The following is a 26,567-nucleotide window of genomic DNA, read 5'->3' as shown; positions in this document are numbered from 1 at the left end:
TCGATGGCAGGTGTTTACGGACTTGCATTTTGGATGTCACCGTGGTCCATGACTGGGCCGTTGGTGTTCTGGGAGGGTGGGATTTATGGTGTCGATCGCGACGTGGAATGTGGAAAACCTGTTTACACCCGATGCTGATTCGGGTCCGGACACTGCGGCTGAGTTCGCGGCGAAGGCTGATGCGTTGGCTGCGACTATCTCTGAGATGGACCCGGATGTGCTTGCCCTGCAGGAGATCGGGGCTCTGGGAGCGCTCGAGAACGTGTTGGGGAGAGTAGGGGGTCGGTGGTATGTAGAGACCGCTGAACCCGACGGGCGTGGCATCCGTGTGGCGATAGCAGCCCGGACCCCGTTGTCGCAGGTGTACCAGGTGGGTCCGTTCCTCGACGGGTTGCGTCCGGTTCAGGTGGATGACACTGCGGTGGGGGAGACGGCGATGGGCCGGCCGGCGTTGCACGCTGTGGTCGACGGTGTGCATGTGCTGACCTGTCACCTCAAATCGAAATTGTTGACCTTTCCTGGTGGGCGGTTCAGTCCTCGTGATGAGGATGAGCGGGCCCGGTTCGCGACGTACGCGTTGTTCCGGCGGGCCGCGGAGGCGGCGACGGTCCGCGCGGCCGCCACAACGATCCTCGCCGCCGATGGTGACGCACCGTTGGTGGTGTTGGGCGATCTCAATGACACCGTCGATGCTGCGACTACCCAGCTGATGGCTGGGCCGCCCGGATCTGAGATCGGCACCGGTGGGTACACCCAACCTGACAGTGGCGATCGTCAACGGTTGTGGAACCTCGCCGCCCACATCCCCGAGGATCAACGGTTCTCCCGTATTTACCGCGGCCGCCGTGAACTGATCGACCACATCCTGGTCAGCCATGCACTCGTTGATCAGATCGCTGACGGTGCGGTGACAACCGACCATGCCGGCGTCACCCCGTCGGTCACCGACAACCCTGCTGAACGTCGTAATTCCCCTGGGTCTGACCACCGACCGGTCATGGCGATCGCGTCATAGAACGGGCATACGCGGTCGCCGGGGCGCAGACTGTCGGCGGGGCATCGTATCGGCAGCAAGGGTGGGTTGTGGTGAACGTACGTGGACGGTCGCCGCATCGGATGGCGTGCGCGGCCGCGGTGTCCGTCGCGATGTTGGCGGGATGTGGTGACAGCGAGGGTGATTCGCAGCGGCCCGGCGGTGTTGCCACCCTCGATTCAGCAACTTCCACTCTGGTCATGCCCTATGACCCGGTCGCCGACACGACCGACCCCCGCAACCTGGTCGCTATGGCTACCCACATCTTCACCGGGCAGGTTGCCGCACTCTCTGGCACCGAGGCTCTAAGCGCTGGTTCGGAAACGCAGTACGACGTCACTGTCGGCGTAGTGGTGAAAGGAACGGTCCCAGGCACCGCGTTGGTCAATCAGCAAGGGGGAACAGTGGCCGGGGTGTACATGTCCCTGGGCGGCGACGTACCCCTGGTGCCCGGTCAGTGGTACTTGTTCGCTACCCGCATCTTGGAATCGAAGGGGTGGTTTACCGTCATCCCGGTCGTCGGCGACGTGCCTGTCAGCGAACAGGATGCGCGCGACGTGGATTCACCGCCGATCACGGTATTGACTGAGGCGATGCGCGCGAACCCGGAAGCAACGATCATCGAACCGCCGCCAGTGAGCTCTCCGACTTTGACCTTTCCGCTACCGACGCCTGGCGACTACCATCCGCCGCCGCCGCCGCAGCCGACCAGGTAGAAACTAGCCGTGAGGTGCCGGACGAAAACTGAGTGATGTGGGCACGAAAGGGGGATGTTCTGTTGCGGTGCAATGGGTTCAGTCGTGCGATAGCGGTGGTGTTGCTGGTGGGGTTTGTGGTGTCAGCGTGCGATCTCGGTGACGACGATGGTTCCTCGCGGACGCAGCCGTCGACGCCAGTGACGATTCGGGGATCTGACACCCCTCCGCCGTCGTCTCCGCCATGGACGTTGGCGGATCTGGTGAACCATCAGTGCGCAGTGTTCGACGAGGCCGACCTGGCCCGTTTCGAGATGGTCAGTCCGGGTGTGGTCGGGGACGGCTCCGAGTTCTGTCGGTGGCAGAGCCTCCCCACCGCACCCACCACGGCGGTGATGTACTTCCTGCCCGACATCAGACGGCAATACCAGGACCTCGAGGCCGCCTACCGCGATGAACCGAACTTCCGCACCCTGACCGTCGCCGGGCGGCCGGCGTTCGTCGAAGATGACCGCAACCTCAGTGGCACTCAAACGTGCCAGCTGTGGGTGTCGGTGCCATCGGGTGGGACCATCCAGTTCGAGTACGCGCTCAAAAATGCTGGCGTTGTGGATGAGAACTGCGCTACTGCAGTTGATATCGCCACTGTTCTCGCTGAGCGCGTCCACTGAGCCACATCTGCAGTCGCGGGGGAAGAAGTTCTCCGTGCGAACCTCAGGGGGCGGTAGAGCTCAGTTCCGGGGGAGCGAGGTAGGACGAGCCGGCGATCTGTTCATGGGCGCGACGCTCGACGAGCAGCGGAATGAAGTCGCGGATGGGCGTTCCGTCGTATCGGTGATACGCAGTGTGGACCACGTCGGTGACCGCCTGCTCAGCGGTCTCCGGGTGTCGGGTGACGAGGCGGTCGATGATCTGATCGATCAGCAATTGCTCTTCTTCGTTCGAGATCATGGGAGCCAATCTAATGGCCGATGCGAAGTAGTTGCCACCGCGCTACTGCCGTTTGCTAAACGTTCACATGCTGTTTGCGTGTTGTTCGCTTTGAATGGCAGCGTCACCAGAACGCAGTTGCCGGTGGATGATTGAAGTATGACATCAGTGTCCGAGCCAGATGATCGTGGTCGGCTGATGACCTTTGCCATGCAGTGGTATCGGTACGGGGGCGGTTCTGGCGAAGACATTTTTGTGGAGTTCGGACTGACCGAAGCAGCGTATTTTCAGCGGCTACTCGTGCTTGTCACAGATGGTGCTACTGGGCTGCCCGCAGATGTGCGGGCTGAAGTCGCCGCGGCCGGTTAGTTCGAGCGAAGCCCAGGCACGCTACTTGGCCGGCGAACTCGACCGCTGGGTCGATCATCTCGAGGCCGAACTATCCGGCCGGGTCCCATTGCCTGCGTCGGTGCAGCACGCCAAACGCCAAGAACTCTACGACGTGCACCGGCAGATCAAAGCGCTCCAAGACCGGGTTCCCACGAGCCTTCTCATGAACGGCGATCGTTCCCAGTGTGGGCCGAGCGCCCACCATGGCTCCGGACGGGCTCGGCTCGACCCGAACTCGCTGGGTGTCAGCGTCAGGGCAGGCCGGCGAGGACGAACCGCAGGACGTCCATGGCCCACGGGGTGGTGTTGAGGAAGGTGTCGATAGCGGCGTCTAGTGCTGAATACGTCGACATAGGGTTAAGCCTTTCGTGAATTGCGGGGGCGTTGTGTTCAGTGAGTGATGCTCTGCGTCGTAGGGGACTCGGGGCATCACGCTATCCGTGCACGGTCTCTGACGGCGGTGGACGTAGAGGCCGCGGGGATGGAACTGCTGCTAGCCGACGAGGCCGGTGAGAGCTTCGGAGTTGTCGATCAGGAACTGGAAGATGTCGAGCAACGCGAGTTCGAACGTCGAGGTCATGGTGATGCCTTTCGTGTCGATGTCTGCAGACGACGGTCGACTGCACACGAGAGGAGCGCACCGGCCAGGCCGATACGCGCCACACACTAGTGTGACCGATCCACACCCAACGCGCCCGCCCAGGTGCCAAGCATGTCCGCACGTATATTCCTGTGCCGCGGCGGCATACGTCCCGTTTCCCCAGGGGGCCTGGCCATTGTTGGCCCCCTAGTTTCCCGAGCGACTCCGCCGAATCCAGGCACGGTTCACAGTCCATTCACCTTCGCGCCGACTGAACCGCCAAGGGGTTCGTCCTTCCTTCAGGTCTGCGCTGCAGGTCTGGGTGGGGAGTGTGTGGGGGTTGGGGTTTGCGCCGGTGATGATCGTGGCAATGGTGCATGGCCGGCGCCGAGGCGGAACGACCCCGATGATGCGTGTTGCAGGTGCATGGGTGCGGGTCCACACGCAAGCCCACTGATCAGGCTGCCATCGCCCACGGGTGCCACGATGGTGTCGAAAGAGGCGGCGGCTGTGAGCTCTTGGGCGATCGTTGCTGCCCCTTCGGCCAGGGCCGTGTCGACTCCGTCCACGAGGAGCAACGCGTCCTCGGCAGCTGCCGCGGCGTGCCGTGCTTGTTCGCCGCCGCCGGTGACTTCCACGACGTGGGCGCCGAAGGCGAGTATCCTTTCGCGTTTGACCGGGTTGAGCGGTGTCGGCGCGTACACCCGGACCCGCGCTCCCCGGGCGCGGCCGACGAACGCAACGGCTTGTCCGAAATTCCCTGACGACGCACACACCACACGCTCACCGGCCGTAACCTTCCGGAGTGCGTAACTCACCGCTCGCCCCTTGAAGCTGAGTAGCGGGTTCGCTGTCTCCACCTTCACTGTCACACGGGTCCCCAGCGCCGCGTTGAGTAGCTCGTCTTCGTACTGCGGACTATCGAGAAACACTGCGGGAATGACAGTTCGCGCTGCATCGACATGCGCCACTATCGGATCCAGCACAGGCCAGTCAGGGTCAGTGCGATGAGTTCGTTCCATACGTGGACAGTAGGAAACTTGGTGCGACATGCGCTTGCAAAGTTCGCGGCGCAACGCAATATCATTGCGTGGCCATTTAGACGGTCGGCTTATCGCCGAGTGCGGTGCAGCGACGCATCCAGCGATACAAGTCCTCGGGGCTGCTGCGCACCGTCGCAGTCATCGACCCACAGCGAATATCGGCGGTGACCCAGGCGCTGGTGGTGCTCACTCTCGTCGAGGAGTCCACCGCCCATCACCGACGGCTAGCGCAGCGCCTCGGCAAACACTCATCGGTACAACAGTTGTACGCATTCTCTGGGCGGTGGGACTACGCCGTCCTCGTCTGCGCGCGATCAATCCGCGACCTACGAGACCTCAACAACCATCTGTTCAAAAACGACCCCAACATCCGTCGCTTCGACACCATGTTCATCCTCGACGCCGTAAAAACCGGCGTCACCTGCCCGCCGCACTACTAAGCTAGACCGGTGCGGCCGTAGTTGTTGTGAGCGGTGGTCCGCAGCTACTCGGTACGTACGTAACTGCCGCCCAGTTTCGTCACTGGTGACGAAATATGTTGAGCCGCAACCGATGACGCCGATAAGATAGATTATGTTAGCTGGCGCAGAGTGGTAGCCACTCTGCGCGTTGCAGGCTGTTGGCGTGTACTGACGGTTGGTGCGCTGGTGAGGACGCGTTGTTACCTCGTCGGCGTGAACGTCGGTCGATTCATTGGGGGTCTGGGTCACCTTTTGAATTGTCGGTGGTGGCGGTGTGGAGTTGTTTCTCGTTGGCGAAGGTCACTGTGCCGTCATCGTCTCGGACGACGGCGTAGCGGCGGGGTCGTATTTGTTCTCCGTTGCCCAGGTCAGCGACGGCGTGGTCGGGGAGCGGTCCGAAGTCTTCGATGATGACGCCGGGTCCGTCGTTGTCGATGTCGACTGCGGTGCCGATGGGAAGGCTCTCAGGCGGTCCTTCACTAGTGAATTTCTGGTTGGGGGCGGCGGGATCGTCGTTGCTCTGAGACATGGGAGTGCAGCCTTTCATTTGTGCTGTGTTGATGGTCATTGGGGAAAGTTTCTGCGCGCCCTGTATGTGCGAGCGATGGATTTGTATTTTCGCTGGGTCAGCAACTGCAGCAGGTGCTCGCTGGCGCGGGCATCGGCGGCATCGTCGATGTCGAGTTCACTGAACGAGGTATACGCCTGGACAATCTGGTCCTTCATGTCACCGAACAGAACTGTGCTCTGGTTGCCGGTGGCCCGATCGTTATGCCACATCCGAAGTCCATAGGCGGCCGAGCTGACCGCGACCGACCCGTCGCCCGCCGCCTGCGACAGACGTCCTCTCATACCGCCTTCCCCGGATGCGCACCGCACCAACAGCATGGCGCACACTACGACGGCAATCTGAGCCGCAGCGGTGGGCGCCGATGACCACGTGCGAGCAACCCTCACCTTCTCTGGCGGCGAACTCTCCGCGATGTCGGTACAGAGGTCTCGACCCGTGTCGGGCGATGACCCCCCCGGCAATGTTTCGAGTCGTATCCCTGCCCGTACCTGCGTGGCCGACGCTCTCGCGCGTCTGCGGGGCGACGTGATCGGTCTGGCATGTGCGGTGCTCTAGTAGTCGTTGGAGTCATCGGGCGGTGAACTGTGTGGGCGGATGCGTTGTAGGTGAATCCGTCGGGCCAGGCGGATCGCGGGTCGGATCAACAGTTCGATGCTGCCGAGGAGAAAAAACCACGTTCCGATGGTGGTGGTTGATTCGTGGAAGAACAGAACGCTGCCGACGATGAACCACAGTGCGATCGCGATGTCATTGCTGATACTGATGACTTCCCAGCGCTGGCGGATGACGAGTTCTTCGCGGCCGAAGGACACTGCCAGGGTATTGCTGTTTTCTCGAGGCGATGATTGCGTGTGGTCGCTGCCGGTTCGTTGCTCGCTGGTCATAGCTGTTAGCCCAGTGCTTCGAGCAGTAAGTGGCATGCGTTTTCGCAGCGACGGCAAGCGTCGGCGCAGACGGTGCAGTGCTCATGCATGTCTGCGTGCTGGGCGCAGAGGTCGCCACACGCGGAGCAGGCGGCTGCGCACGCCTGCAACATTTTTCGGGTGAGCTGGGTATCGGGGTTGGTTTGGCGGGTGACCACGCGTTCGGTGGCTTGGCAGACGTCGGCACAGTCGAGATTGGCCCGTATGCAGGCGATGAGGTCGGTGACGTGGTCTTCGGCCAGGCACGCATCGGCGCAGGCGGTGCAGGTTTGTGTGCATTCGGCGCACGCTTCGATACAGGCCACCAGCGTGGCCCGATCGACGGTGTCCACGTCGAGGGGGTAGGTGTCGAGCATGGCTGCTGCTGTGTTCATGGTGTCTTACCTTCCTGTGGGTCGCCGGTGGTCCTCCTGAAGGGACACCTCGTGTGTGGTGTGAGAAGTGCCCAGCACGGCGAGAGCGGCGTAGAAGCTGACTGCGGCGAGCCCGAGACTGACCCACAACCGCTGTGGTGAGCCAGGTGTGCGAACTGGTTCGCCGATTCCTGTGACTAGGAACCGTGGTGGTCGCCATCAGCTGGCCAGAATCTGCGGTGAGAGGGTTTTGAGCATGGCGTTGGCCCATCTCATTTGGCGAAGTGATTGGGGGTGGCTTTGCGCTGCGAGGTCGATAAGGTCGGTGTCGCGGACTGCTTGTGCGCCTTGTGCGAGCAACTCCCAGTCCAACGACACCCCTGCTGCGGTGCGGTGAAGCCGGCGTAGGTCGGCGAGCAAAACGATCCCGGGCTGCGGTTGGCTGCCAAAGGCTGTGCTGACCCTCTTCTGGATCGCATCAACGATCGGCGGCGCGCTGTGGCGGTCTCCTCGGGGCAGGAAGAGGTTGTAGCGGCCGGCGCTGTCGGCGAGCTGTTTCACGTGGTCGTCGCTCCACTCGGCCAAATCCAATGCCACGTGGTGTATTTCGGGTTCCACGTAGTGGCGGGCTGCGGTTGATCGCAGTTGCCTGGCGAGTTTGGATTCTGAGCGGTGCAGTTCGACGATCGCCATCTTGATTTTCATGACAGCGCTCCTTGGCTGGTGGCGATGGCCTGTTCGCCGCCGGTCGTGGGCGCCACGTAGTCGGTGATGGGGGCCGAGGCCGTGTTGGTCGGCGCCGCGGTCGGTTCGTCGGATGCTTGGATTCGTCGAAGCCCGGCGGCGGCTGTTTTGAAGATGGGTTGTTTGGAGGCAGGGTCCCAGTCGGTGAGGGTCATTTCGTTTGCCGCCCGGTGGTGGTCGCCGCCGGAGTCGTCGGTGTCCCAGTAGCCGTAGTGGAACGGGACGAATAGCACCCCGTGCCGGATCGCGGTGATACGCGCCTGTGCTTGGATTGCTCCCCGAGGCGAACGCACCTCCACCAGGTCGCCTTCGGTGACGTCGTACTCGAGCGCGTCGTGTTCGGAGATCTCCACCCACACCTGCGGGGCAGCGCGCTGAAGTTGGGGCGCACGCGCGGTTTTGGTGCGCGTGTGAAAATGGAAGAGGGTTCGTCCGGTGATCAACGCGAAAGGGTAATCTTCGCTGGGCATTTCATGCGGCCGGATGTACGCGGCGGCTTTGATAATCGCTTTCGCCGAGGGGTTCAGCGCCTTGTATTCGGTTGGCTCGAGCGGTGCCCCGGTGATCAGGTCTTTGCCGTAACTTTCGCAATAGTCGGGGTCGCTGAAGAACTCGCCATCAACATAGAGGCGTTCTGTTCCCTGGGGGTGTTCGTCGTTGCAGGGCCACTGCACGCCGCCCGCCTGACGAAGCATCTCGTAGCTCATGGCGCTGTAGTCGCAGGGTCGTCCCGCGCTGCACCTCTTCCACGCCTCGAACGCGGACTCGGGATCATCCCACGGCGGCAACGGATTACCGTCTTTGTCCCGGAAGTCCATGCGTCGGGCGTAGTCGAGGAAGATGTCGAGGTCGGGCCGTGCCTGTCCCGGTGGTTCTACCGCCTTCTCGGACAGGTGCACTGTCCGGTCTACGTTGGTGAACGTCCCGGTCTTTTCCCCCCACGCCGCTGCCGGCAGCACCACGTCGGCCAACTCTGCTGTCTCGGTGAGGAAGATGTCCTGCACCACCAGAAATAGTCGGTCCTGTTCGAGGATGGACCGGATCCGCCGTAGTTCGGGCATCGATACCGCCGGGTTGGTGGCACTGACCCATAGCAAGCGAATCGAGCCCTGCTCGGCGTAACGGAAGATCTGCATCGCATGCGTCGGCGGCGAGTAGTGGGGTATTTGTTGCATGTCGATGTTCCACAGGTCGGCAAGTTCACGAATGTGGCTGTCGTTCGACCAGTTCCGGAAGCCGGCCAGGTCTCCATCGGCACCGCATTCGCGGGTGTTCTGTGCCGTGGGTTGCCCGTTCATCTGCAGGACTCCGCAGCCCGGTGTGCCGAGCATGCCGCGGATCAAATGAATGTTGTTGACCTGAACTGCAGCAGCGGTGGCCTGGTGCGATTGATAAAAGCCCTGCAGCACGGTAGACAGCAAGCGTTCGGCAGATCCGAGTATCTCGGCCGCCGCGCGGATAGCGTCAGCGGGCACCCCGCAGATCTCGGCGCCACGGTCGGGTGGATAGTCCGCGACACGGATACGTAGTTCCTCGAAACCGACGGTGTGCTCGTCAATGTACGACTCGTCGATCCAGTCGTGGGCGATGATCTCGTGCAGTAGGGCGTTCATGAGGGCGACGTTGGTTCCCGGTAGCGGCGCGAGATGCACTGTTGCGTGTCGGGCGACCTCGGTGGGGCGAGGATCGACGCACACGATTTTGGGTGGGTTCGGTCCGGCGAGCCGGTCGAGCATGCGCGTCCACAACACGGTCTGTGTCTCGGCGACGTTGTGGCCGAACAAAGCGATGACGTCGGCGTGGTCTATGTCGGTATAGGAGCCGGGCTGACCGTCGCTGGCAAAGGACTCTTTGAGTGCTGCCGCGGCGGTGGCTGTGCACAGTCGGGTGTTGCCGTCGACATGGTTGGTACCGATCGCCCCGTGCGCGATCACACCCAGGGTGTAGTACTCCTCCAAGAACAGCTGGCCACTGGTGTAAAAGCCCAGCGCGCTCGGACCTTGTTCGGCAAGCAAGTCTTTCGAATGGGTGACGACGGCGTTCATGGCCGTGCCCCAATCGCATTCGACCAGTTCGCCGTCGCGGCGGATCAATGGTGTGGTCAACCGGTCGGGTGAGTTGTTTGCCTGCCAGCCGAACAGATCTTTCGGTCCGAGGCGCCCGTGGTTGACGCGGTCGTCTGCGCGTCCGCGTACCCCCACGATCTGTTCATCTTTGACGGCGATGTCGAGACCATCTCCGTTGGAATGGAGTACCGATGCTGATGGCAGCCACCGATCGATGTCCTCGGGCGAAAGGCCATCGCGCAGAAAGGAATCAACTCGTGTCGGCCATGTTTGTCCCGGGCCGTACGGGGTGCGCTTCCCCCAGGGGTTTTCGATGCGATCGGTTTTCATCAGTGCTCCTCGTCGTTGAGGTAGGGGTCGGTGACAGCGGCCGCTTACACCGCCTGGTCGACCTGATTGATGTGCCGCGCAGCGCCGTGGCGGCAGTGTATGAGACGAGGGATCAGACCCAGTACGACTGGTCGATGGCCGGTTCGCCGCCGGCGTCGGTGAACGCGGTCAATGCGGCTACCAATCCGACACGCTGATCCGGCGCCATTTGCGCCACCACACGCTCGATCTCTTTGTGACGTCGACGACTGACTGTCTTGACCAGTTTCTGGCCATGATCGGTGAGAGCGATGTTGCGTTCGCGCCGCGAGGTGGGGGATTCGGTCCGGCTGACTAGCCCACTGGTCACCAGTCGGTCGACCATCCGGCCCATCGTCGACTTTTCCACCGACAACGCCTGAGCCAAGCTGTTGAGCGTCACCGTCCCGCGGTTCTCCAGCACCACCAACACCCGAAATTGGGGCAGCGTCACCTGCTGCTCGACCTCGGCGATCGACCGAGCCGCTATCGACACCAACAGCCGCGACGCCGTCAGCACCGCGTCGCTGATCTCGTTGACAGTCGGCGCTGCAGTCGCCGGCCCACCGGTTGTCTTCTTGCCGCTCATCGATACTCACGATCCCACAACCAGCCCTTCGCTCGCCGAGAAGCGATGCATCATCCATATACGGCAATGCGCAACAGTTGTACACTACAACTTGGAGTGTGCGATGGCTAGCTTGATTTGCGAATATTTATCTGTTGCTCATGAGCCCCTGTCCGCTTGTGGCGAGCAAGCGGTGTGGTGATTGGAACGCTGCCGAACGGGGTAGCTCGTGCAATGAGTTGTTTCGGCCGTGACCGCACCTAGTCGTAGTGGAGTATCTGGACAAACATGCTGAGGCACAATGAGTTACCGAGACCACGCCGCGTCGATGCCGCTCAAAACCGCACCGCTGGCGTCGCATGCCCGCCCGAGCTGCAGGTGCGGTGAGCGCGGCGAATGTCGTTTCGTTCGGCGCGGTACCGGCGAACATTGCAGATAGCGGGAGTACAAGCACCCGGGCTCTGGAGATACTTCCCGAAGAATCGCTGCGCTCGGCGGTGGACCTGCTGGTGCGCTTGGTCGAGGCCGCTGGTGCAGGTGTCATCTTCATCGGCGCGGTCATCGCGGTCACCGGGTTTGTGCGTGCGCTCCCTCGGCGCGATCCAGATGCTTTCGTGCCGGTACGGCTGACGCTGGGTCGGTTCTTGGCGTTGGGGTTGGAGTTTCAGCTCGCTAGTGACATTTTGCGTACCGCGATCTCGCCGAGTTACGAAGAGATCGGCAAACTGGCGGCCATCGCCGCAATCCGTACCGCTCTCAACTACTTTCTTGCTCGCGAAGTCGCCGAGGAACAACGAGTCCTGAACAGAAACCGCGCAGCGCGCACGGACATCGAGTCCCCTGGCGACTCGCCGTGAGCATGGTGCTCGCCCAAGTCGCGCTCATCATCGCTGCTGCCGGCGTAGTGCTGGCCGCCGCGGTACTTGTGCGGACGCGTCAGTTGACAGTGGCCCTGCCGATCTTGCTCGATCTGTTATTGGCCGCCGGTGTGTTGCGGCTCAGTGCTGCAGCGCCGTGGCAGGCCATCATGGTGACCGCTGTGGTGGTGGTGCTACGCAAAGCCGCGAGTTGGTCGCTTCGGCGAATCGCCGACCAGGACCTCTCGGCCGTCGGGTAGTTACCCTTCTGTGCGCTTCGGCCCGCCCCGCATCGCCGGGATAGATCAACGATGCCCAGCTTCGGCCGACAGCTGCCTGTTCATCGTGGGGTACAGGTCGCGATGGGGGTACCCATGCGCCGGGGCGCCGGATCGGTGTCGACCGCGACCGGTTTGCTCAGGGCCGCGATGGCCGGCACGAGCAAAGCTGCCGCCGAGGCCAGTAGCACCAGTCCAAGGCCATCGCTGTCCGCGCCCGGCGGCGACTGCAGGGTCACCACAGTGACCGCCGCCCAGGTGCCCGCGAGCACCCCCATCCCGGTGCCGGCGACCGAGTCTCGCGCCAGAAATCCGAACACGGCCGCGAGTAGCTGCGCGGGCACGGTCAACCCGAGTACCGCCCAGGCGATCACACTGCCCTGTTGTGCAGGCACCCAGCCCAATTGCAGACCAGCGAAAGCGAAGGTAGCCACGCATAGACCGAGGAAGCCCAAGGGCAGCGGTGTGCCGAGTGGGCGAACGACGATGCGAGTCGATCCCGAACTGCTCACCTCGCCAGCTGGACGGTGTTCGTATCGAGTGGAGTCAACAGTGGCATCGGAACCGGCGACACGTGGATCAATCATGTCGATGCGCGTACCCGCCAGCGCCAGTGGCGAACCAAGATCCATACGATTCTCGGGAAAGCTCGGTCGGCCACGATTTCACCAGCACCAGCACCAGCACCAGCACCAGCGCCTGCACTGCTTCGCAGTGTGGGCACGTTCGTAACGGGTGGGGGATATGCCAGACTGCGGATATGGCTGTCGATCCGCGTGGTGCCGACCTGAAGCGTTTCCTCGTTGAGGACCCTGGTGGGCCGGTAGTGATGCTGAACCTTCTGCGTTTCGCTGAGGGAGGCCGAGAACTCTATGACCGCTACGCCGCAGCGCTGCACGAGACGTTCCTGCCACGCTTTGGCGGCGAGGTCCTCTATGCCGGAGACGGTTCCACCGCCCTTGTGGCAGAGGCAGGCCAGCAATGGGATGCGGTGTTGCTCGTGCGCTACCCGTCCCGGAAGGCGTTCTCGGAGATGGTCGCAGACCCCGATTATCAGCAGGTGACGACCTGGCGCACCGCGGCGTTGACCGAAGCGGTCCTGCAGGCCACTGTGCCGTGGCCTGATCCCCTCTAGGTGGCGGCGAGACATCCATGGACTCCGGTGAGGCGATTGAAATACCACCAGATGTGCTGGGTCTGCCGCCCTTTCGGGTACGCGACTGATCGAGGGACTTATCGGTTCCTTCGACAGTCACCGAGACAGGGCCAGATTCACCGGTACCGCACAGAGCATGAGCTCGCGTTGGCGAGTATCGAGCCGAGCGTGCCGCAGACATCGGCGATCTGGATGCGGCTACGACAAATGCCGTTGACCAACACCATGGTCACAAATACTGTCGCCTCAAGTACAGCCACCTAGGCCGGGCCGTCCGCGAGCTACCGAAAGGTCCACCGAGATCGATAGGTTCATCAACGCCGGACAGCAATGCTCACAACGCTCAATGTGTGTGGTGAGTGGGTGTGGCCAGGTCGACCGGCGGTTACGCGCCGGTGTCGCGGTGTGGGTCGGCGACGGGTTTGGATTCGGGAGATCTGCGTTGACGCAAAAAGACTGACAGCAAGACAATCGCCGCGACGGCGATGAACTCGCTCTGCCAGTTCTGCATCGATTCGAACCAGAACTGCGAGGTGCTCAGGTACTCCCATACCGACACCGGCGCCTGCCCGTGTTGTTGCTGTTCGTCGCTGTAGGCACGTGCACCACCCCAGGCGTGCAACGCCAGCGAGGCAAAAAACAGCACGAAAAAAGCAGTCGCCAGCGAGTTTTCGTACAGCTTCAGCACAAAACCGCCGCGGCGCACGGGCCATGGCGCCCGGGGATCACCTGCCCGCGCTCGGGGGTCATCATCTTGGTGGGCGTGCTCGGTGACCGGCTTGGACTCGGACGACCCGCGTTGATACAGGTAGGCGGTCAACACCACGTACATGGCCATCTGCAAGAACTCCGATTCCCAGTTCTCAAACGTGGCCTCGATGAAGTCGCCGGTACGTAGATATCCGACGAAACTGACCTGTTCGGTGCTGCCGTGATCGAGTTGTTCGTGGTTGTACACCTGCCATCCCGAGATCACCATGCCGATGAAGAACACCGCGAACAGGCCCATGCACGCCCAGAACAGGCCGTTGTTGCGGAGATGCCCCTTGACGCGGTCGCCGATGAGATCAAGCGAGTTGGTTGTTACCACTGCCAAAGCCTAATCCCCGCCCACACTGATTCGAGGCACCAAAGGCAGGCCGCCCATTGCGGGTCGTTACGGCGCATCGTTCAACTGGCCCAGCGACGTGCCCAGCGACGACTGGGGAGAGTCTGGCAGAGCCCGAGGCCGGCATCGATGATGGTGGCCCGGTTCTGGGCGTCCGACCTGGCCGCAGCAGCGGCCGTGAGGTAGATGCTGCGGCGCTGAGAAGGGTGAGCGCCCCGTGCCGTTGCCGGGTGGGCATGGGCTGACTGAGGGAGAGGGGCTGACCACGGTGAGGGGAGTGAGCTGACGTACCGGAGATCGGTTTGGTGAGTGGATATGGCGGGCATTAATCCACCATGACTGTGAATGAACGTCCGCAAGAGGCGGTGCTGCTCAGCGACCTCACCGCGCCACCGTTGCGGGGACCCGCGCAGCCCGCTCAAACCCGTAACGAGTCGGCCCAGCGCCGCCGCAGTGATGAGCGGTCAGAAGACGCGGCTGGTGATGAAGTCGACTAGTGTGTCGGTCGCGGTGTGTGATTCGGGTAATTCGTGTTGAATCCAGTTGTGGAACATGCCGTCATAGATGTGCAGGTCGAGGGGCGTGCGGTGCTGGCGGGCGCGGGCCTGCAGGAGCCGAGCGTCGGGTAGCAGGATGTCGCGGGTCCCGATGAACACGATGAGCGGAGCCAGCCCGGACAGGTCAGCGTCGACCGGACGTACCGCCACGTCGTGGAAGTCCGTGTCCGCGGCGTACCAGCGCGCGGCTTGACGTAAGCCGTCGATCCCCAGCTCGGGATCCGATGGTGCGATGCGCAGGGATTCAGGGGCATCGGTGGGCAGGTTCAGCCAGGGTGAAAACAGTGCGATCGCCGCGGGCTGGGGAAGGCGGCGCTCGCGAAGATCAATCGCCAGGTCCAGGGCGAGTGCACCGCCGGCGGAATCGCCGATAACGACGCGGTGGCCGGGGTCGGTGCCGGCCATGGTGTGGGCATAAGCATCACCCACCATGGGCACGATGGTGCGGTGGTCGGCGGCCGGGCACAACGGGTACATCGGCAGCGTGTATCGGCACCCGAGGAGCTCGACCATGCGCCGGGCGAACGACCAGTGTTGCGTATCGGGTTGCTCGACGAAACCGCCACCATGGAGGTGAAAGATATGCAAGGTAGTTCGCGGGCCGTGTGTGGGGCTCAAGGTGAAGCAGTCATGCCCGTCAACGACGGTACGGTCCACCGTGAGAGCGGCAGCGACAGATCGGGGCGGTTGGGCCCGCCTCGGATCCTGGTGCCGGCCAAGTCGTTCACGCATCACCTGCGGATCGGCATAAAACCGGTTCTTGCGTTGCAGCCGCATCCATGCGATCTGCGCACGAGCCTGCCAGGACACCATCGACAACCCCTTCCGTAAAGAGCCCACCACCGGGCCACCTCTCTACACCGCCGAACTGTCTCACACGACACCGGCTCCAGCCCCTTGCGGCGGGAGTCAAGGACAATGAGCAGGGTTGCTGACCCGATGGTATCTTCGTCAATGACGACGAAAATGGTTGTGCTGCAAAGTATGACATCGGCAACGGAGAATCTTGCGCCATAGAACTTCGACCATTCAGTGGTAGTTGCCGAACGCGGCACCGAGTAAGGGTGCCAGCTGCCCTCGGTGCGGCAGGCGCTGTCGGAGTCAACCTCTGTAAGCGTTCGGTGTGATCAGGCGGTGGGCGACGTCGACGAGTTTGGTGTTGTCTTCCTGTGACAGCCTGCTCAGCAGGGCAAAGGCGTCGCTGGCGGTGATCTTGTAACGCTCCATGAGCATGCCTTTGGCCTGGCCGATGATGTCGCGGCTACCGAGTGCGGTGCGCATGTGTTCGCAACGGTGTACCGCATTCCACACGATCGAGGCGTGGGCAGCGAGGATGTGTCCGAGGTCGCGGGTCTGGTGGTCGAAGGTGTCGGGTGTGTCGGCATACAACTGCATGGTGCCTACCGAGCTGCGGGTGGTGAACAGCTCGAATGCTGCGATGGAGCGAATTGGTGTCCGATGTAGTGCATCTGCCCGGAAACCAGGCTATCGTTGCTCATCGTTCAGGTCGCTGATGTAGTAGCTGTGCGGCCCGGCGGCTGCGTCGAAACAAGGACCTTGCTGGTGTTGTTGCTGCAGGCTGTCAAGCAGTCGGGGGTTGTGGTGGGTGGCTGCCACCGTTGTCACGTGGTGTGTCCGGTCGATGACGGTGACAGCGGCGTAGTTCACTCCCCCTACGTGATTGATCGCGCCGCCGATGAGTTCGTCGAGTGCGCCTGCTGCAGTGGCCGGCAGACGTCGGCTCATACCCTGTGTCAAGTCAGCAACTTGCTTGTAAAACTCAAAAGCGTTGGGTTCCACCGCAACACGCCCGTCACTCAGAGGCCAAGACGCGGACGGTGCATCAAATCACTGTACCCGTTCGGTGCTTTCGGGGCCTGCCACACAATGCCGCCTCCGCGGCCACCGAGGTTCTCGTGGGCCTGGGCTGGCAGGGCCGCACCGGCTCATGGAGGCTGGGTTCGGGCGGCACCCATGGCTCAGTCCTCGACCACGGATGCCTGAGCCGGCACCGCTGCTTGTCTCCCGACCTGTTTGGCCGCCTACCCACCGAACTAGGCCAAACGTGTCATCTGCTATCGGAGCGCCGTCTAGCCTATCGCCCACGCCCGGAGCGAAGGACCGGCTACAGTTGGTCATATCGTGCACCCGCTCGATGGTCAGCGAAAGGGCCGAGATGAGCGGCTACAGCATCGACGCGTACAAACAGATCGCCGACCTGGTCAAGACGATGAGTGAACGCATCAACGAGTACTCCGGCAGTGCGGTCGACGAACTTGTCCGCCATGCTGTCGAGCACATCGCATGTGTGGACTATGCCGGGATCACGGTCGTGGCCCGACGCCAAGAGGTCATCACCCCGGTCGCCTCGCACGAGGTGCCGCGTACGTTGGATGCCATTCAGCACCGCCACCATGAAGGCCCGTGCCTTGATGCGGCGCTCAATCAGGACACCTACTACCTGGCCAATCTCAGCGCCGATGAGCGGTGGCCGATCTTCCGGCGCGAAGCGTCGGCGCAGACATCAGTGCAGTCCATCGTGTCCTACCAGCTGTTCACCACCCGCGATGCCGTGGGTGCGCTGAACTTGTACTCGGAACGAGCTGATGCGTTCGACGAAGCATCCCGCGATCTTGGCTATGTTTTCGCCGCCCATGCCGCAGTGCTCTGGAACGCGATGCGCCGCGGTGAACAGTTCCGGAGCGCGCTGGCTAGCCGTGACACAATCGGCCAGGCCAAAGGCATGTTGATGGAGCGCTACAACATCGGCCCCCATCAAGCGTTCGAGTTGCTGCGCAAACTGTCCCAGGACGCCAACATCCGTCTCGCCGACATCGCCCACAGCCTCGTGGAGGCCGATCACCCCCACGACACCTGACCGCGTCCGAGGGCCCGATTCACCCACTGGCTCAGAGGGAGCGACCGGAGGAGGGGTACTTGTCGAGGTGCTGCTAGTGGGACAGGACCACGGCGCGCTGAGCATGTGTGCCTACAGTCCGAACGCGTTCGATACGGCCGATACGGCAACATCTGAAGCGCCATCTCACGTGATCTCACCGGGCAGACAAAAGAACATGCTGATCGAGCGCTACACCATCAGCTACACCGCCGCGAACAGGACGCTGACCGCAAACCTGTTGTGCACCAAAAGATAACGGGCGTAGCTATCGATTGCGTCCGTATTGGCCGTCGAGGACTGTGTGTGCGGCGTCAACCAGGGTGATGTTGCGGTTGTCGGCGATCAGCCGTAGGTAGGCGGTGGCCAAAATAGCGTCGAAACCCTCGCGTTGCATGATCATGCCGGTGGCCTGGCCGATGACCTCACGGCCGGCCAGGTGGTTGTTGAATTGCTCGCTTCGATGTAATCCGGTCCACACGATCGCGGCATGGGAGGCGAAAATGAACCCTAGGTCACGGGCAGGCTGGTCGAGGGCGCCGCGGCGGTCGGCGTACAGGTTCAAGGCGCCGACCCTGTCGCGGGTGGTGAACAACTGGTACGAGCTGATTGCCTGCACAGGGGTGCGGGCGAGGGCGTCGCGCCGAAACAGTGGCCACCGGCTGTCTACGGTGAGGTCGTCGACAAAGAAAGTCTGATGCTCGAGAGCAGCATCGAAACACGGGCCCTGGCGGTGCTGTTGCTGCAACGCATCAAGGGTGCGGGGATGATCGTGAGTAGCCGCGGGCGTGGTCACGTCATGGCCGCGGCGAGAAACCACCGTGATACCGGCGTAGTCCACACCAGGAATGTGGCGGACCGCGCTGTGCACCACATCAGCGAGTGCTTCATCAGAATGATCAAAGTGCCGCTGCTGCGGCGTTCCCATCAAATGCGCGATCCGCGCGTAGAAATCACTGTCGTTGTCGGCGCCCATTCGAGCCCACTTCCCGCATCACCACCGAGCGGTATGCGCGACTTGGCTCCCAGCCTACGCGCACCGACTGCGGCACACAACGACGGCGAAACCACCCCGAGTTTCGTCACTGGTGACGAAACTGATTGAGCCACAACGGGTTACGCCGATAATCTATGTTATGTCAAGTAAACTTGACGACGCCCAGGTCGGGCCGCCCAACCTGGGCCATTTTGGCTTTGCTAACTAATCCCGCAGCGACATCTGCGATGCCATACAGTCAGTTGCACGACTGTTGCATCCTGCCAGCGGAAGGCTCGAGAAGTGGGCACTGAACACAGCGACGTCTACAAGCAGATCGCAGCGCTTGCGCGGCAGATGAATGAACGGTTGCCAGACACCTCGGTGCGCGCGTTCGATGAGCTTCTCACTAACGCCGTCAAGCATATTCCGGGAGCTCAGTACGCAGGCATCACCATCGTGGCCCGCCGCGAGGAGATCGCTACACCGGCCGCGACCCATGAGCATGCCCGTACGATCGACTCGATCCAGGAGAAACTTCGCCAGGGCCCGTGTTTCGCTGCGGCAACCGAGCACGACAGCTACTTCATCAGCGACCTTCAGACCGAGACGCGGTGGCCCGACTTTCGTGCTGAGGCGTTGGCGCAAACCAAAATTCGGTCGATCGCCTCGTTCGAGCTGTTCACTACCCGTGACACGGTCGGCGCATTGAATCTGTACTCCGACAACGCGAATGCTTTCGATCAGGATGCCCGGGATCTCGGTTACATCTTCGCCGCGCATGCCGCGATCGTGTGGGCCGCGGTGCGGCGTGGTGAGCAGTTCCGCAGTGCTTTGGCCAGCCGCGACATCATCGGCCAAGCCAAGGGCATGATCATGGAACGCTTCAGCGTCAACGCCATCGAGGCTTTCGACATGCTGCGCACGTTGTCCCAGAACGAGAACATCCGCCTCGCCGAGGTCGCCCGCCAGATCGTCGAAGCAGATCACCCACCCAACGAGCGGCTTCAATAATCCCAGGGCGGCCGCGCAGGTTAACTGTTGATCTGCTCCGACCAGCCGACCAACTCGGCTGACCACAGAGGACGAAAACACCCGCCCGCAGGTCAAGCAACGGCACGAACCGAATCAAGAAGATTACCGCGCGGTCCGGACCCACGACCAGCCCGACTCACTCCGACAGTCGTGTGGGAACAGCCATAGCGACAGGCGACGACGCCGTGAACTCAACGGTGAGGGCGCCGCCCTCCTGGGTGTTGCGGGAATCGTACGCACCCTGGTGGATGGGCATTGGTGATCTTGTGCCCGATCGCTTCGTCTATCGGTTTCCTAGTGCGCGAGATGTGTGCAGTGCATTTACGCAACCCTCGCAGCCAGTTATCTCGACGGTCATTTCGTCACAGCTTTCGCGCGCCCCGCCGCCCGCCTACGATGACGCCCTCCACGCCGGGCACCGTCGAGGATCTGCTGTCTTTGGGGAACAGACGAATCGAGATGGCGCCGTCAGATGGAGGGTCGTTCGCCGGATATTGCTCGGAAGGCGTGCGACTGATTTCTCTGATTGTTAGGAACTCTCCAGAATCTAGCTCGCTGAACGCGCTCACGATGTGCTGGCCAATGTCCCGGCGCCGCGTGCCCGACCCCGTTGTGCGCTGAGGTGATGACTTGGATGCCGCCACTGCCCGGTCCCGATCTGGTCGGAGCTCCCGCTCATTGTCCGAGAGCTCGCGCGCCGGAGCCGCATCGGGGCGCGGCCACATCCGCGTGGCCACGTCGGCCAGAACACGCGACCTCTGCGCGATCGCGTCGGAACCCCATACTGCTGGCAGCGATCTGTTCATTGTCAGCGCCGAGTGCTTCAGCAAGTTTTCACGCTTGATCGACCACGGGCCGTTGGAGACGCTCGCATTGAGCTTTTGCGTGATGAGCGTCAGATTCCCGATCGTGTGCACCAGTTCGTCGCGGCGCTCCTCCTCCGCCCCACCGTCACCTGGGTCGACAGGCCAATTCTCATGCCACGCCTGGGGCAAGAGGTGCTCTACTGAGAGCTTCTTGCTGGGCGGCACTGGCTCTGTCCTGTCGGTGGTCATCTCGTTCTCAATTGCGAGCAATAGTCGTTGCAGGCGATCCCGCTTCAACAGCCGGTACAGTTGCAAACGCGTCATGTCATCGACGACCTGAGCGTCGGTCGGCCACACTCCCGAGTCGGATCGCTGGCCGACCAGGAATCGCTCCACGACTACGTCCGCCTCCTCCGTCGCTGATTCCAGCCGACGGGTCAGCTCCAAGAACAATCGGTTGTAGTTCTTGGGTGTGAGCCGGCAGATCGCGCGGCGGACGAGGTACGCTTCCAACAGCGCCAGTGCCCGCTTCCGCTCCGCTCCATCGGAGTTCGCGAACAGCCACAGTAAGACCGGCATGATCGTCGTGGTGTCGACGATCTCAAGCCGATCGAGGGACACCTTCTCTGCCTTCGACGCGATCGTGCGATCGTCGATTCCTGCGTAGACGGCGGCGTAGCGCGACATCTCCTTGAGGAAGATTGCGGCCATTTCCTTGTCGCCGTCAAAGTAGCCTCGTGCCTGCGGGAAAAGTTGGTGGGACTGTACTTCTCGCTGTAGCAGAACAGTCAGGAAGTAGCCGACGAACACGTCGAGCCGCGGCCGCGTGAGTCGACCCACCCGCACTTCGGTCTGCCACTGCTCGCTCTCCAGCGGCTCCCAGTACGTCCGATACAGCGTCTCAATGCCGTCGTCACCGGCGGCGCCATCCTGAAGGGTGCGGAAAAGGGCGTTCTTGATAAGGTCCGATGCCCTGAGCGCGGTTCCACGTGCGTTGAGCGTCTCGAAGATGACCTGTGCGTTATCTTCAACGTCGAGGTCGATGACGACGAGCTCAAGGTGCTCGAGCGCTACCTCGGACAGACCGTCGAGCGCGTCCTCGACCTCTTGTTCCGATCCGCACGCGGACACCAGATCCTCCAACTGCCCCCGAAAGTACAGGTAGGCCCGCGGGATCTGTGCGTAGCTGGGGTCCGATGTCTTGTCCCGGTACTCACCGCGCATGACGCCGACGAACGGAGCGCGATCACGGTTCGTCGGGTAGAGCTTGAACTCCTCTTCCGACCGTTCGATCAGATCGGTGTCGTTCTCCAACGTCTTCCGGAGGTGATTGAACAACCGGGTCTTGATGTTCTCCGCCAGGTACGTGTCCCGCAGCGCTGCGATGAACAGTTGCAGCGTCGTCAGCCGCTGCTGGCCGTCGATAACTTCACGGACTTCGAGGCTGCCCAGCGCACCGCGCTTCTGCTCCAGGACAATGGCACCCAGGAAATGAGGTGGGGTGTCCACGTCGGTGCGGCGGTCGAACGCTGCCAGGATGTCCTCCCACAGGGGAGCCCACTGATCCTCCTCGTCCCACACATACGGCCGCTGGAACAACGGGACAACGAGCCGCAAGTCGCTGCGGAACACCGACTTCAATCTACGGGGGTGAGCCTCCATTGCTGCCGTTCACACTCCTGTTCGCGTTCGGAAAGCAACTCACTACTACCACCTATTCGTCTCACACCAGACGCGTTGAGTTCACACATTCACAACGCCACTCGTTGTGCGTCAGACGTAACGGCGTCGGGCGTGAGCCCCTGCAGTACCCTCTGCTGTCTGCTGATGGGTCTGGAACTGGGAAGGTATAGTGCCACACCGTGTTCCGGCGATAAGATTGCATTATGTCTGCTAGCAGATCCCGAGCCTCACAGGTGGCTTATCCAATCTGCGCGCCATGCCTTCGGCGAGCGGCCGCACGTTAACCGTTTACAGCACCTGATCTACGAACGGCGTCCCGGAGCTGTCGAAGGGATTTGCCAGTCGGCTCATGAATCCACCACGCCCACCCATCGATTTGAGTGCCGACGCAGTCTGCGAGGGCAGGAGAAGGTGACTCGTACTGACCGTGCTCGGTGGTAATCCATCCGGCCGCTTCGACGGTCGCAGTAAACGTCCGATGCTTTCGTGGTTGATGATGCTTCAGGGTGTCACCCACACTTATCAGACCAGCCTCCACGAGCGCGTATAGCTTGCCGGGGCGCCGTGCGCCACCACTCGACTCACCGCCGTGCCCTCTTGCCGGCAGAAGTAGAGCCGTCGGCGGGAGTGACGCCGGCGGCGGTGAGGTGGCGCAGTCCGCGGTCGAGTTCGCGTAGGGCGCGGTGGATTGCTGCTTCGGGGATCGCGATGTCGGGATACTCGCGGCTGGTGGTGTGGCCGGTCAGGGCGGCGCGTTCGATCAGCAGCCCCCAGGCGGCGATCAGGGCTTGGGATTCACGATGAGCGGCTAGGACGTCGCCGGGATCACTGCCGCCCGCGGAGGTCGACAGTTCGACGGCGATCGCGAGTCCGGCGATGGTCCGGGCGGCCAGGGCCAAAGGAATGGTGTGGGTGATGGGTAGGTCGAGCAGGTCCTGTCCTGGCTGCTCTTTGGCGAACGGTTCGACCGCCTGGCCAGCTAGAGACTGCGCATCGGCGATTGTGAAGTTGGTGCGGGCGGTCTTCTCGGTGATTCCCGGCCGGTCGGCCACGGTACGAACATGGTTCTCGATCAGCGCGGCCACCGCGCCCCGCGGCGCAGTCAATCCGTGCTGCCCTGCGTGCTCGCAGAATGCATCGACGTACTCATCAGACCAGCGCCGCTTCATGTTGCTCACCGGCCATTATGGCCACCGGGAGTGGGGACTGACTACACATCTGGGACACCGTCTGCGCACATCCACCGTCGACCGTCGATGCAATGAGAGCCGGTACGGTTCGTCATTAGTGACGAAATACAGTGCACCACATATGATTACGCCGATAGCAAATACTGCGTCGGGTCAGCTTCGATGTCAGGATTGTGCCGCTCGGCGCAGCAGTGACGGGCCGACGGCGGCTATGACCGCAGTGCCCCCAGCGAGTAGACTCCGATTCCGGCAGCTCGACGGGGGACGCCGTTGCGTGCGGCCGCTATCACTACGCCCGCGTCTACGAGGTCCATCGCGATACCGGCTTGCAGTACTGACCGCCTAACGGTCTGATCGGGGTGCAGTGCTGCGGCGCCAAGCGCGATGTCGCGAACGCCGAATGCTTTAATCCAGATGCCGCGGTCTGGTCCGGGGTAGTCGACCCCGAGGGCGCGGTGCACGCGGGCCGGCGCCAGTGCTGTCGTCGCACCCAATACGATTCGGCCGATGCCGATCGCCGTTCCGTTTGGTGGTCGGTATGAGTCCGTGGGCGTCGATGGTTTGGTGTGATTTAGTCCGATCTTGGCCGTGGGTAGGTTGCCGGATGTGTGGGGGCGTTCGAGCGGTCTCGCAGTTTGTGCACTCGCGCGTTCGATTGAGTGATGGGTCTGTTGAGAACGGTGCCAGGCGATGCCGGTTGAGCGCATCGCGGTAGGTGCCTCAATGGCGTTGATGCGTTCGACGATGCCGTTTAAGTCAATGATTTCGCGTGCCGTGTCTATGGACCGGGAACGGTTCTTCCGGGCTGCCGACCGTTCATCAACCGGCTGACGCGCTGCGCGCCAGAAGCTAGTCGTACGGGTCGCGGGTCTGAGTCCGGCCGGAGAGTTGGGCGAGCATCGCGTTGTAGCTTGCCAACTCTGCACCGTCGTCGCGTTCTTCGCGTCGGTCGAATCGCTTCGCCTGCCGTTGATCCTGCCGACTCCACTGCACCAACAACGCGAGCATCACCAAGACCAACGGGATCTCACCCGCCGCCCAGGCGATGCCACCACCGAGGCGCTGGTCACTCATCAGATCGGGGTTCCACGGCAGCATCAGGCTGTTGTAGTAGTTACGCGCGATGATGTTGTCGGTGCTCATCAACGCGACACCGAAGAACGCGTGGAACGGCAAGGAGCCGAACACCATCGCGAGCTTGGCCACCGGTGACAGCGTGCGCGGTGCTGGGTCGATACCGATGACGACCCAGTAGAAGAGATAACCGCTGACCATGAAGTGCAGGTTCATCACGACGTGCGCCGCGTGATAGTCCGCCAGTAGTTCGAACAGGCCGCCCAGGTACAGCACGTAGTAGCTGCCGACGAACAGTACAGACGCCACCAGCGGGTGGGTCATGAACTTCGAGAACGGACTGTGCAGGAGCGTTAGAATCCATTCCCGGGGTCCCGGCGGTGCGCCGCGCCCGGCCGGTGCCAACGCTCTGAGCGCCAAGGTGACCGGACCACCGAGTACGAGAAGCACCGGCACCAGCATCGACAGCACCATGTGCGCGATCATGTGCATGCTGAACAGCGCAGGGGCGTATTTGCCCAGCCCGGACGACGTGGCGAACAACAGCGCCGCACAGCCCAGCATCCAGGCGATCGTGCGGCCGATCGGCCACGCGTCGCCGCGCCGACGGAGCCTGATCACTCCCCGCAGATAGACGACGGCCATCGCGATCGCCAAGGTTCCGAACAGCAGGTCGAAGCGCCAATCGGTCAGCAGGCTCCCGAAGGTCGGCGCTTCGTCGATCCGATATCCGAGCACGAGTTCGGCGGCCGGCATGTCCGCCGGGTTGACGTTGGCAGGTGGCGGGGTACGCGAGAGACCGACTGCGATACCGAAGGTCGCCGCAAACACGAGTAATTCGACGAATGCGAATCTGACGAACGGCTTACGCTCGTCGCCGCCGGTCAAGGCCGGGATGGTCGTGCGACGATGCCAGGCGCCGAACCCGCCGAGGATCACCAACGCGGAGAGTTTGGCGAGCACCAGTTGCCCGTACGTCTCGGTGAAGAGTTGATCGATGTGCACGCGAACGAGAGCGTTGATGACACCGCTGGCTCCGACGACGATGAAGCACCAGAAAGCCACCCGCGAATATCGCCGGGCCGCGAGCGCGGTGAACTGCCCGCCCCCGCGCGCGTAGGCCAGCAGCGCGAACAGGCCACCCATCCACAGGCAGGCGCCGACGATGTGCAGGATCAGGCTGTTGGTGGCGACATCGTGACTTCCGCCGGTCGAAGAATGCCCCGCGATGGCTATCGGCATCAGCGTCAGCAATGCCAAAGGCAAAGTGATGAGGGTCCAGGTCCATCGCAACGCGATCCGGGCGACGATTGCGCAGATCAGAGCGAAGATCGCCGTCCACAACCATGATCGCGCATCGGCCACCTGGTCGAAGGCGGTGGTCATGCGATCGACAGTCAGCGTCTCAGACAACGGGAAGCCGGACGCATCTGAGATCGTCAGCGGGATCATGAGCAGTGCCGCGATCGCCCAGACCAACGCTCCCACCGATGCGAACCGGATTGCGCGGTACCCGCCGACGTCGAGAATCCCGTCGGATTGCGGCGGAACGAAGAACGCTGCGAACAGCGCCCCGCCCACGGCCACCACGGCACCGATCTCACCTATCGTCTGCACGGTGGGCAGCCCGTAGCGTGTCAGCGCGCCGGGGTCACCGACGCCGGCCAGGTCCAGCGCCTTGCTCGCGGAGATGGCGGTGACAGCAATGGCGACGGCGGCCGCAACCCAGGCCAGCACCCAGCCGATGCTCGCCGCGGCGCTACGGCGGATGTCGATCGAATCGGCGCTCGGCGTACTCACCCTTTCAGGGTAAGCAGCGAGCGCTGCGCCGAAGACACTGGCCACAGAGCAGCCCACCGCCCGCGACCCCGAGGAATGCACTCGCGCTGCACCGGGAACGGCTCAGGATCACGAGGGTGCACGCGGCCGACCAGCGTAGACCCACTCGTTCGTGGGCGATAATATCGTTGTATGTCGATCATGAGCGCAGTCTGCGCTGCTACCGGCGAGACGACGTCTGCAAACCCACTTGGTGCGGTGACTATGTGTCCTCGTCTGTCAGAACGCGCGCCCTCCCGGGTTGATGCTGATGGGCTCCTGTGGAGCTGGGCCGTGGTCGCCGGAGTTCATGACGTGACCGATGTCGTCGTTATCGGCACCCCCGGAGGCGAGCCGGTCGGGCGGCAGCACGGGCTGGCCGCCCCGGGTGGTCAGGACCGTGTCGTGGGGGAGTGGCACTGGTGAGT

Annotated in this window: 30 protein-coding genes; 9 read left to right on the top strand and 21 right to left on the bottom strand. The window is 62.6% G+C overall.

The genetic code is table 11. The annotated features are described in order from the left end of the window. Positions 1-85 precede the first annotated feature (85 nt). The 3 genes from WIMU1_RS23180 to WIMU1_RS23170 all read left to right on the top strand — a co-directional run bounded on the left by WIMU1_RS23180 (position 86) and on the right by WIMU1_RS23170 (position 2,399). A complete protein-coding gene (locus tag WIMU1_RS23180) occupies positions 86-1,015 on the top strand; it encodes an endonuclease/exonuclease/phosphatase family protein (protein ID WP_023957746.1) in 930 nt (309 codons plus the stop codon). Between the two features lie 71 nt (positions 1,016-1,086). Further along, complete coding sequence (locus WIMU1_RS23175; protein WP_133248736.1) at positions 1,087-1,749, top strand: hypothetical protein; 663 nt, start codon at positions 1,087-1,089, stop codon at positions 1,747-1,749. A gap of 107 nt (positions 1,750-1,856) precedes the next feature. Further along, positions 1,857-2,399, top strand: coding sequence for a DUF3558 family protein (locus tag WIMU1_RS23170; RefSeq protein WP_158599303.1), 543 nt, complete (start codon positions 1,857-1,859; stop codon positions 2,397-2,399). Between the two features lie 43 nt (positions 2,400-2,442). Here the strand turns inward: WIMU1_RS23170 and WIMU1_RS23165 are convergent, their stop codons facing one another. The 3 genes from WIMU1_RS23165 to WIMU1_RS23155 all read right to left on the bottom strand — a co-directional run bounded on the left by WIMU1_RS23165 (position 2,443) and on the right by WIMU1_RS23155 (position 4,650). Beyond that, a complete protein-coding gene (locus WIMU1_RS23165; protein ID WP_023957740.1) occupies positions 2,443-2,679 on the bottom strand; it encodes a three-helix bundle dimerization domain-containing protein in 237 nt (78 codons plus the stop codon). An 862-nt stretch (positions 2,680-3,541) separates the two neighbouring features. Next, positions 3,542-3,676: a hypothetical protein gene (locus tag WIMU1_RS26750; RefSeq protein WP_255283893.1), complete on the bottom strand. Its 135-nt coding sequence runs from the start codon at positions 3,674-3,676 to the stop codon at positions 3,542-3,544. Positions 3,677-3,927: 251 nt separating this feature from the next. Continuing rightward, positions 3,928-4,650, bottom strand: coding sequence for a PLP-dependent lyase/thiolase (locus tag WIMU1_RS23155; protein ID WP_158599304.1), 723 nt, complete (start codon positions 4,648-4,650; stop codon positions 3,928-3,930). A gap of 104 nt (positions 4,651-4,754) precedes the next feature. On the opposite strand from WIMU1_RS23155, the gene WIMU1_RS23150 reads away from it, so the two are divergent. Beyond that, complete coding sequence (locus WIMU1_RS23150; RefSeq protein ID WP_051406495.1) at positions 4,755-5,111, top strand: Lrp/AsnC family transcriptional regulator; 357 nt, start codon at positions 4,755-4,757, stop codon at positions 5,109-5,111. A 250-nt stretch (positions 5,112-5,361) separates the two neighbouring features. Here WIMU1_RS23150 and WIMU1_RS23145 read toward each other — a convergent pair whose 3' ends face one another. The 7 genes from WIMU1_RS23145 to WIMU1_RS23110 form a co-directional block, all read right to left on the bottom strand. Next, entirely contained in the window at positions 5,362-5,661 is a 300-nt protein-coding gene (locus WIMU1_RS23145; protein WP_031332164.1) for a hypothetical protein, read from the bottom strand. Positions 5,662-5,696: 35 nt separating this feature from the next. Continuing rightward, entirely contained in the window at positions 5,697-5,984 is a 288-nt protein-coding gene (locus WIMU1_RS23140; RefSeq protein WP_147431448.1) for a hypothetical protein, read from the bottom strand. A 270-nt stretch (positions 5,985-6,254) separates the two neighbouring features. Beyond that, positions 6,255-6,515, bottom strand: a complete 261-nt coding sequence (locus WIMU1_RS23130) for a YrhK family protein (RefSeq protein WP_307715591.1) — start codon at positions 6,513-6,515, stop codon at positions 6,255-6,257. Between the two features lie 77 nt (positions 6,516-6,592). After that, positions 6,593-7,000 carry a four-helix bundle copper-binding protein gene (locus WIMU1_RS23125; RefSeq protein ID WP_062800725.1) on the bottom strand — a complete coding sequence of 136 codons (408 nt, stop codon included), beginning with the start codon at positions 6,998-7,000 and terminating at the stop codon, positions 6,593-6,595. A gap of 198 nt (positions 7,001-7,198) precedes the next feature. Continuing rightward, positions 7,199-7,684 carry a hypothetical protein gene (locus WIMU1_RS23120; protein WP_023957724.1) on the bottom strand — a complete coding sequence of 162 codons (486 nt, stop codon included), beginning with the start codon at positions 7,682-7,684 and terminating at the stop codon, positions 7,199-7,201. Next, entirely contained in the window at positions 7,681-10,119 is a 2,439-nt protein-coding gene (locus WIMU1_RS23115; RefSeq protein ID WP_023957722.1) for a molybdopterin oxidoreductase family protein, read from the bottom strand. The genes WIMU1_RS23120 and WIMU1_RS23115 overlap by 4 nt, the downstream gene beginning before the upstream one ends. A gap of 112 nt (positions 10,120-10,231) precedes the next feature. Further along, positions 10,232-10,726 carry a MarR family winged helix-turn-helix transcriptional regulator gene (locus tag WIMU1_RS23110; protein ID WP_023957720.1) on the bottom strand — a complete coding sequence of 165 codons (495 nt, stop codon included), beginning with the start codon at positions 10,724-10,726 and terminating at the stop codon, positions 10,232-10,234. Between the two features lie 362 nt (positions 10,727-11,088). On the opposite strand from WIMU1_RS23110, the gene WIMU1_RS23105 reads away from it, so the two are divergent. Together WIMU1_RS23105 and WIMU1_RS23100 are read left to right on the top strand one after the other, a co-directional pair. Further along, positions 11,089-11,562, top strand: coding sequence for a DUF1622 domain-containing protein (locus tag WIMU1_RS23105; RefSeq protein ID WP_235189513.1), 474 nt, complete (start codon positions 11,089-11,091; stop codon positions 11,560-11,562). Positions 11,563-11,564: 2 nt separating this feature from the next. Further along, positions 11,565-11,822 (top strand): DUF1622 domain-containing protein, encoded by a 258-nt coding sequence (locus WIMU1_RS23100; protein WP_031332157.1) that lies wholly within the window; start codon positions 11,565-11,567, stop codon positions 11,820-11,822. 80 nt (positions 11,823-11,902) lie between these two features. Here WIMU1_RS23100 and WIMU1_RS23095 read toward each other — a convergent pair whose 3' ends face one another. Next, a complete protein-coding gene (locus WIMU1_RS23095) occupies positions 11,903-12,352 on the bottom strand; it encodes an acetate uptake transporter family protein (RefSeq protein WP_152538048.1) in 450 nt (149 codons plus the stop codon). Positions 12,353-12,600: 248 nt separating this feature from the next. On the opposite strand from WIMU1_RS23095, the gene WIMU1_RS23090 reads away from it, so the two are divergent. Next, positions 12,601-12,975: a DUF1330 domain-containing protein gene (locus WIMU1_RS23090; protein WP_023957712.1), complete on the top strand. Its 375-nt coding sequence runs from the start codon at positions 12,601-12,603 to the stop codon at positions 12,973-12,975. Between the two features lie 406 nt (positions 12,976-13,381). Here WIMU1_RS23090 and WIMU1_RS23085 read toward each other — a convergent pair whose 3' ends face one another. From WIMU1_RS23085 to WIMU1_RS23070, 4 genes are all read right to left on the bottom strand, one after another. Then, entirely contained in the window at positions 13,382-14,086 is a 705-nt protein-coding gene (locus WIMU1_RS23085; protein WP_023957710.1) for a DUF6766 family protein, read from the bottom strand. A 482-nt stretch (positions 14,087-14,568) separates the two neighbouring features. Then, positions 14,569-15,501, bottom strand: coding sequence for an alpha/beta hydrolase fold domain-containing protein (locus WIMU1_RS23080; protein WP_147431450.1), 933 nt, complete (start codon positions 15,499-15,501; stop codon positions 14,569-14,571). A gap of 261 nt (positions 15,502-15,762) precedes the next feature. Then, positions 15,763-16,056, bottom strand: a complete 294-nt coding sequence (locus tag WIMU1_RS23075) for an ANTAR domain-containing protein (RefSeq protein WP_051406494.1) — start codon at positions 16,054-16,056, stop codon at positions 15,763-15,765. 90 nt (positions 16,057-16,146) lie between these two features. Beyond that, positions 16,147-16,407 carry a hypothetical protein gene (locus WIMU1_RS23070; RefSeq protein WP_051406493.1) on the bottom strand — a complete coding sequence of 87 codons (261 nt, stop codon included), beginning with the start codon at positions 16,405-16,407 and terminating at the stop codon, positions 16,147-16,149. Positions 16,408-16,837: 430 nt separating this feature from the next. Between WIMU1_RS23070 and WIMU1_RS23065 the strand changes: the two genes are divergently transcribed. Continuing rightward, positions 16,838-17,539 (top strand): GAF and ANTAR domain-containing protein, encoded by a 702-nt coding sequence (locus WIMU1_RS23065; protein WP_031332149.1) that lies wholly within the window; start codon positions 16,838-16,840, stop codon positions 17,537-17,539. A 286-nt stretch (positions 17,540-17,825) separates the two neighbouring features. Here WIMU1_RS23065 and WIMU1_RS23060 read toward each other — a convergent pair whose 3' ends face one another. Then, positions 17,826-18,533 (bottom strand): GAF and ANTAR domain-containing protein, encoded by a 708-nt coding sequence (locus WIMU1_RS23060; RefSeq protein ID WP_023957704.1) that lies wholly within the window; start codon positions 18,531-18,533, stop codon positions 17,826-17,828. A gap of 303 nt (positions 18,534-18,836) precedes the next feature. On the opposite strand from WIMU1_RS23060, the gene WIMU1_RS23055 reads away from it, so the two are divergent. After that, entirely contained in the window at positions 18,837-19,547 is a 711-nt protein-coding gene (locus WIMU1_RS23055) for a GAF and ANTAR domain-containing protein (RefSeq protein WP_023957702.1), read from the top strand. Positions 19,548-19,930: 383 nt separating this feature from the next. Here WIMU1_RS23055 and WIMU1_RS23050 read toward each other — a convergent pair whose 3' ends face one another. From WIMU1_RS23050 to WIMU1_RS23030, 5 genes are all read right to left on the bottom strand, one after another. Next, entirely contained in the window at positions 19,931-22,006 is a 2,076-nt protein-coding gene (locus WIMU1_RS23050) for a DUF262 domain-containing protein (protein WP_158599305.1), read from the bottom strand. Positions 22,007-22,337: 331 nt separating this feature from the next. After that, positions 22,338-22,595 (bottom strand): restriction system modified-DNA reader domain-containing protein, encoded by a 258-nt coding sequence (locus tag WIMU1_RS26940; RefSeq protein ID WP_371850313.1) that lies wholly within the window; start codon positions 22,593-22,595, stop codon positions 22,338-22,340. 43 nt (positions 22,596-22,638) lie between these two features. Further along, the gene (locus WIMU1_RS26745; protein ID WP_255283892.1) at positions 22,639-23,226 is read right to left on the bottom strand and encodes a hypothetical protein; all 588 of its coding nucleotides are present in this window, start codon (positions 23,224-23,226) and stop codon (positions 22,639-22,641) included. A gap of 870 nt (positions 23,227-24,096) precedes the next feature. Beyond that, positions 24,097-26,121 (bottom strand): bifunctional copper resistance protein CopD/cytochrome c oxidase assembly protein, encoded by a 2,025-nt coding sequence (locus WIMU1_RS23035; protein ID WP_062800717.1) that lies wholly within the window; start codon positions 26,119-26,121, stop codon positions 24,097-24,099. 258 nt (positions 26,122-26,379) lie between these two features. Further along, positions 26,380-26,559, bottom strand: coding sequence for a hypothetical protein (locus WIMU1_RS23030; RefSeq protein ID WP_062800715.1), 180 nt, complete (start codon positions 26,557-26,559; stop codon positions 26,380-26,382). Positions 26,560-26,567: the final 8 nt, after the last annotated feature.

Source organism: Williamsia muralis NBRC 105860 (assembly GCF_001598915.1).
In the GTDB taxonomy this organism is placed as follows: Bacteria; Actinomycetota; Actinomycetes; order Mycobacteriales; family Mycobacteriaceae; genus Williamsia; species Williamsia muralis.
This window is presented reverse-complemented; position numbering and strand designations above follow the sequence as displayed.

Bases quoted from the DNA above. Each gene is read 5' to 3' on its own strand.
- WIMU1_RS23180 (WP_023957746.1), top strand. From the start codon at position 86: ATGGTGTCGATCGCGACGTGGAATGTGGAAAACCTGTTTACACCCGAT.
- WIMU1_RS23165 (WP_023957740.1), bottom strand. From the start codon at position 2,679: ATGATCTCGAACGAAGAAGAGCAATTGCTGATCGATCAGATCATCGAC.
- WIMU1_RS23155 (WP_158599304.1), bottom strand. From the start codon at position 4,650: ATGGAACGAACTCATCGCACTGACCCTGACTGGCCTGTGCTGGATCCG.
- WIMU1_RS23145 (WP_031332164.1), bottom strand. From the start codon at position 5,661: ATGTCTCAGAGCAACGACGATCCCGCCGCCCCCAACCAGAAATTCACT.
- WIMU1_RS23140 (WP_147431448.1), bottom strand. From the start codon at position 5,984: ATGAGAGGACGTCTGTCGCAGGCGGCGGGCGACGGGTCGGTCGCGGTC.
- WIMU1_RS23125 (WP_062800725.1), bottom strand. From the start codon at position 7,000: ATGAACACAGCAGCAGCCATGCTCGACACCTACCCCCTCGACGTGGAC.
- WIMU1_RS23120 (WP_023957724.1), bottom strand. From the start codon at position 7,684: ATGAAAATCAAGATGGCGATCGTCGAACTGCACCGCTCAGAATCCAAA.
- WIMU1_RS23115 (WP_023957722.1), bottom strand. From the start codon at position 10,119: ATGAAAACCGATCGCATCGAAAACCCCTGGGGGAAGCGCACCCCGTAC.
- WIMU1_RS23110 (WP_023957720.1), bottom strand. From the start codon at position 10,726: ATGAGCGGCAAGAAGACAACCGGTGGGCCGGCGACTGCAGCGCCGACT.
- WIMU1_RS23100 (WP_031332157.1), top strand. From the start codon at position 11,565: ATGGTGCTCGCCCAAGTCGCGCTCATCATCGCTGCTGCCGGCGTAGTG.
- WIMU1_RS23090 (WP_023957712.1), top strand. From the start codon at position 12,601: ATGGCTGTCGATCCGCGTGGTGCCGACCTGAAGCGTTTCCTCGTTGAG.
- WIMU1_RS23075 (WP_051406494.1), bottom strand. From the start codon at position 16,056: ATGCAGTTGTATGCCGACACACCCGACACCTTCGACCACCAGACCCGC.
- WIMU1_RS23070 (WP_051406493.1), bottom strand. From the start codon at position 16,407: ATGAGCCGACGTCTGCCGGCCACTGCAGCAGGCGCACTCGACGAACTC.
- WIMU1_RS23065 (WP_031332149.1), top strand. From the start codon at position 16,838: ATGAGCGGCTACAGCATCGACGCGTACAAACAGATCGCCGACCTGGTC.
- WIMU1_RS23060 (WP_023957704.1), bottom strand. From the start codon at position 18,533: ATGGGCGCCGACAACGACAGTGATTTCTACGCGCGGATCGCGCATTTG.
- WIMU1_RS26745 (WP_255283892.1), bottom strand. From the start codon at position 23,226: ATGAAGCGGCGCTGGTCTGATGAGTACGTCGATGCATTCTGCGAGCAC.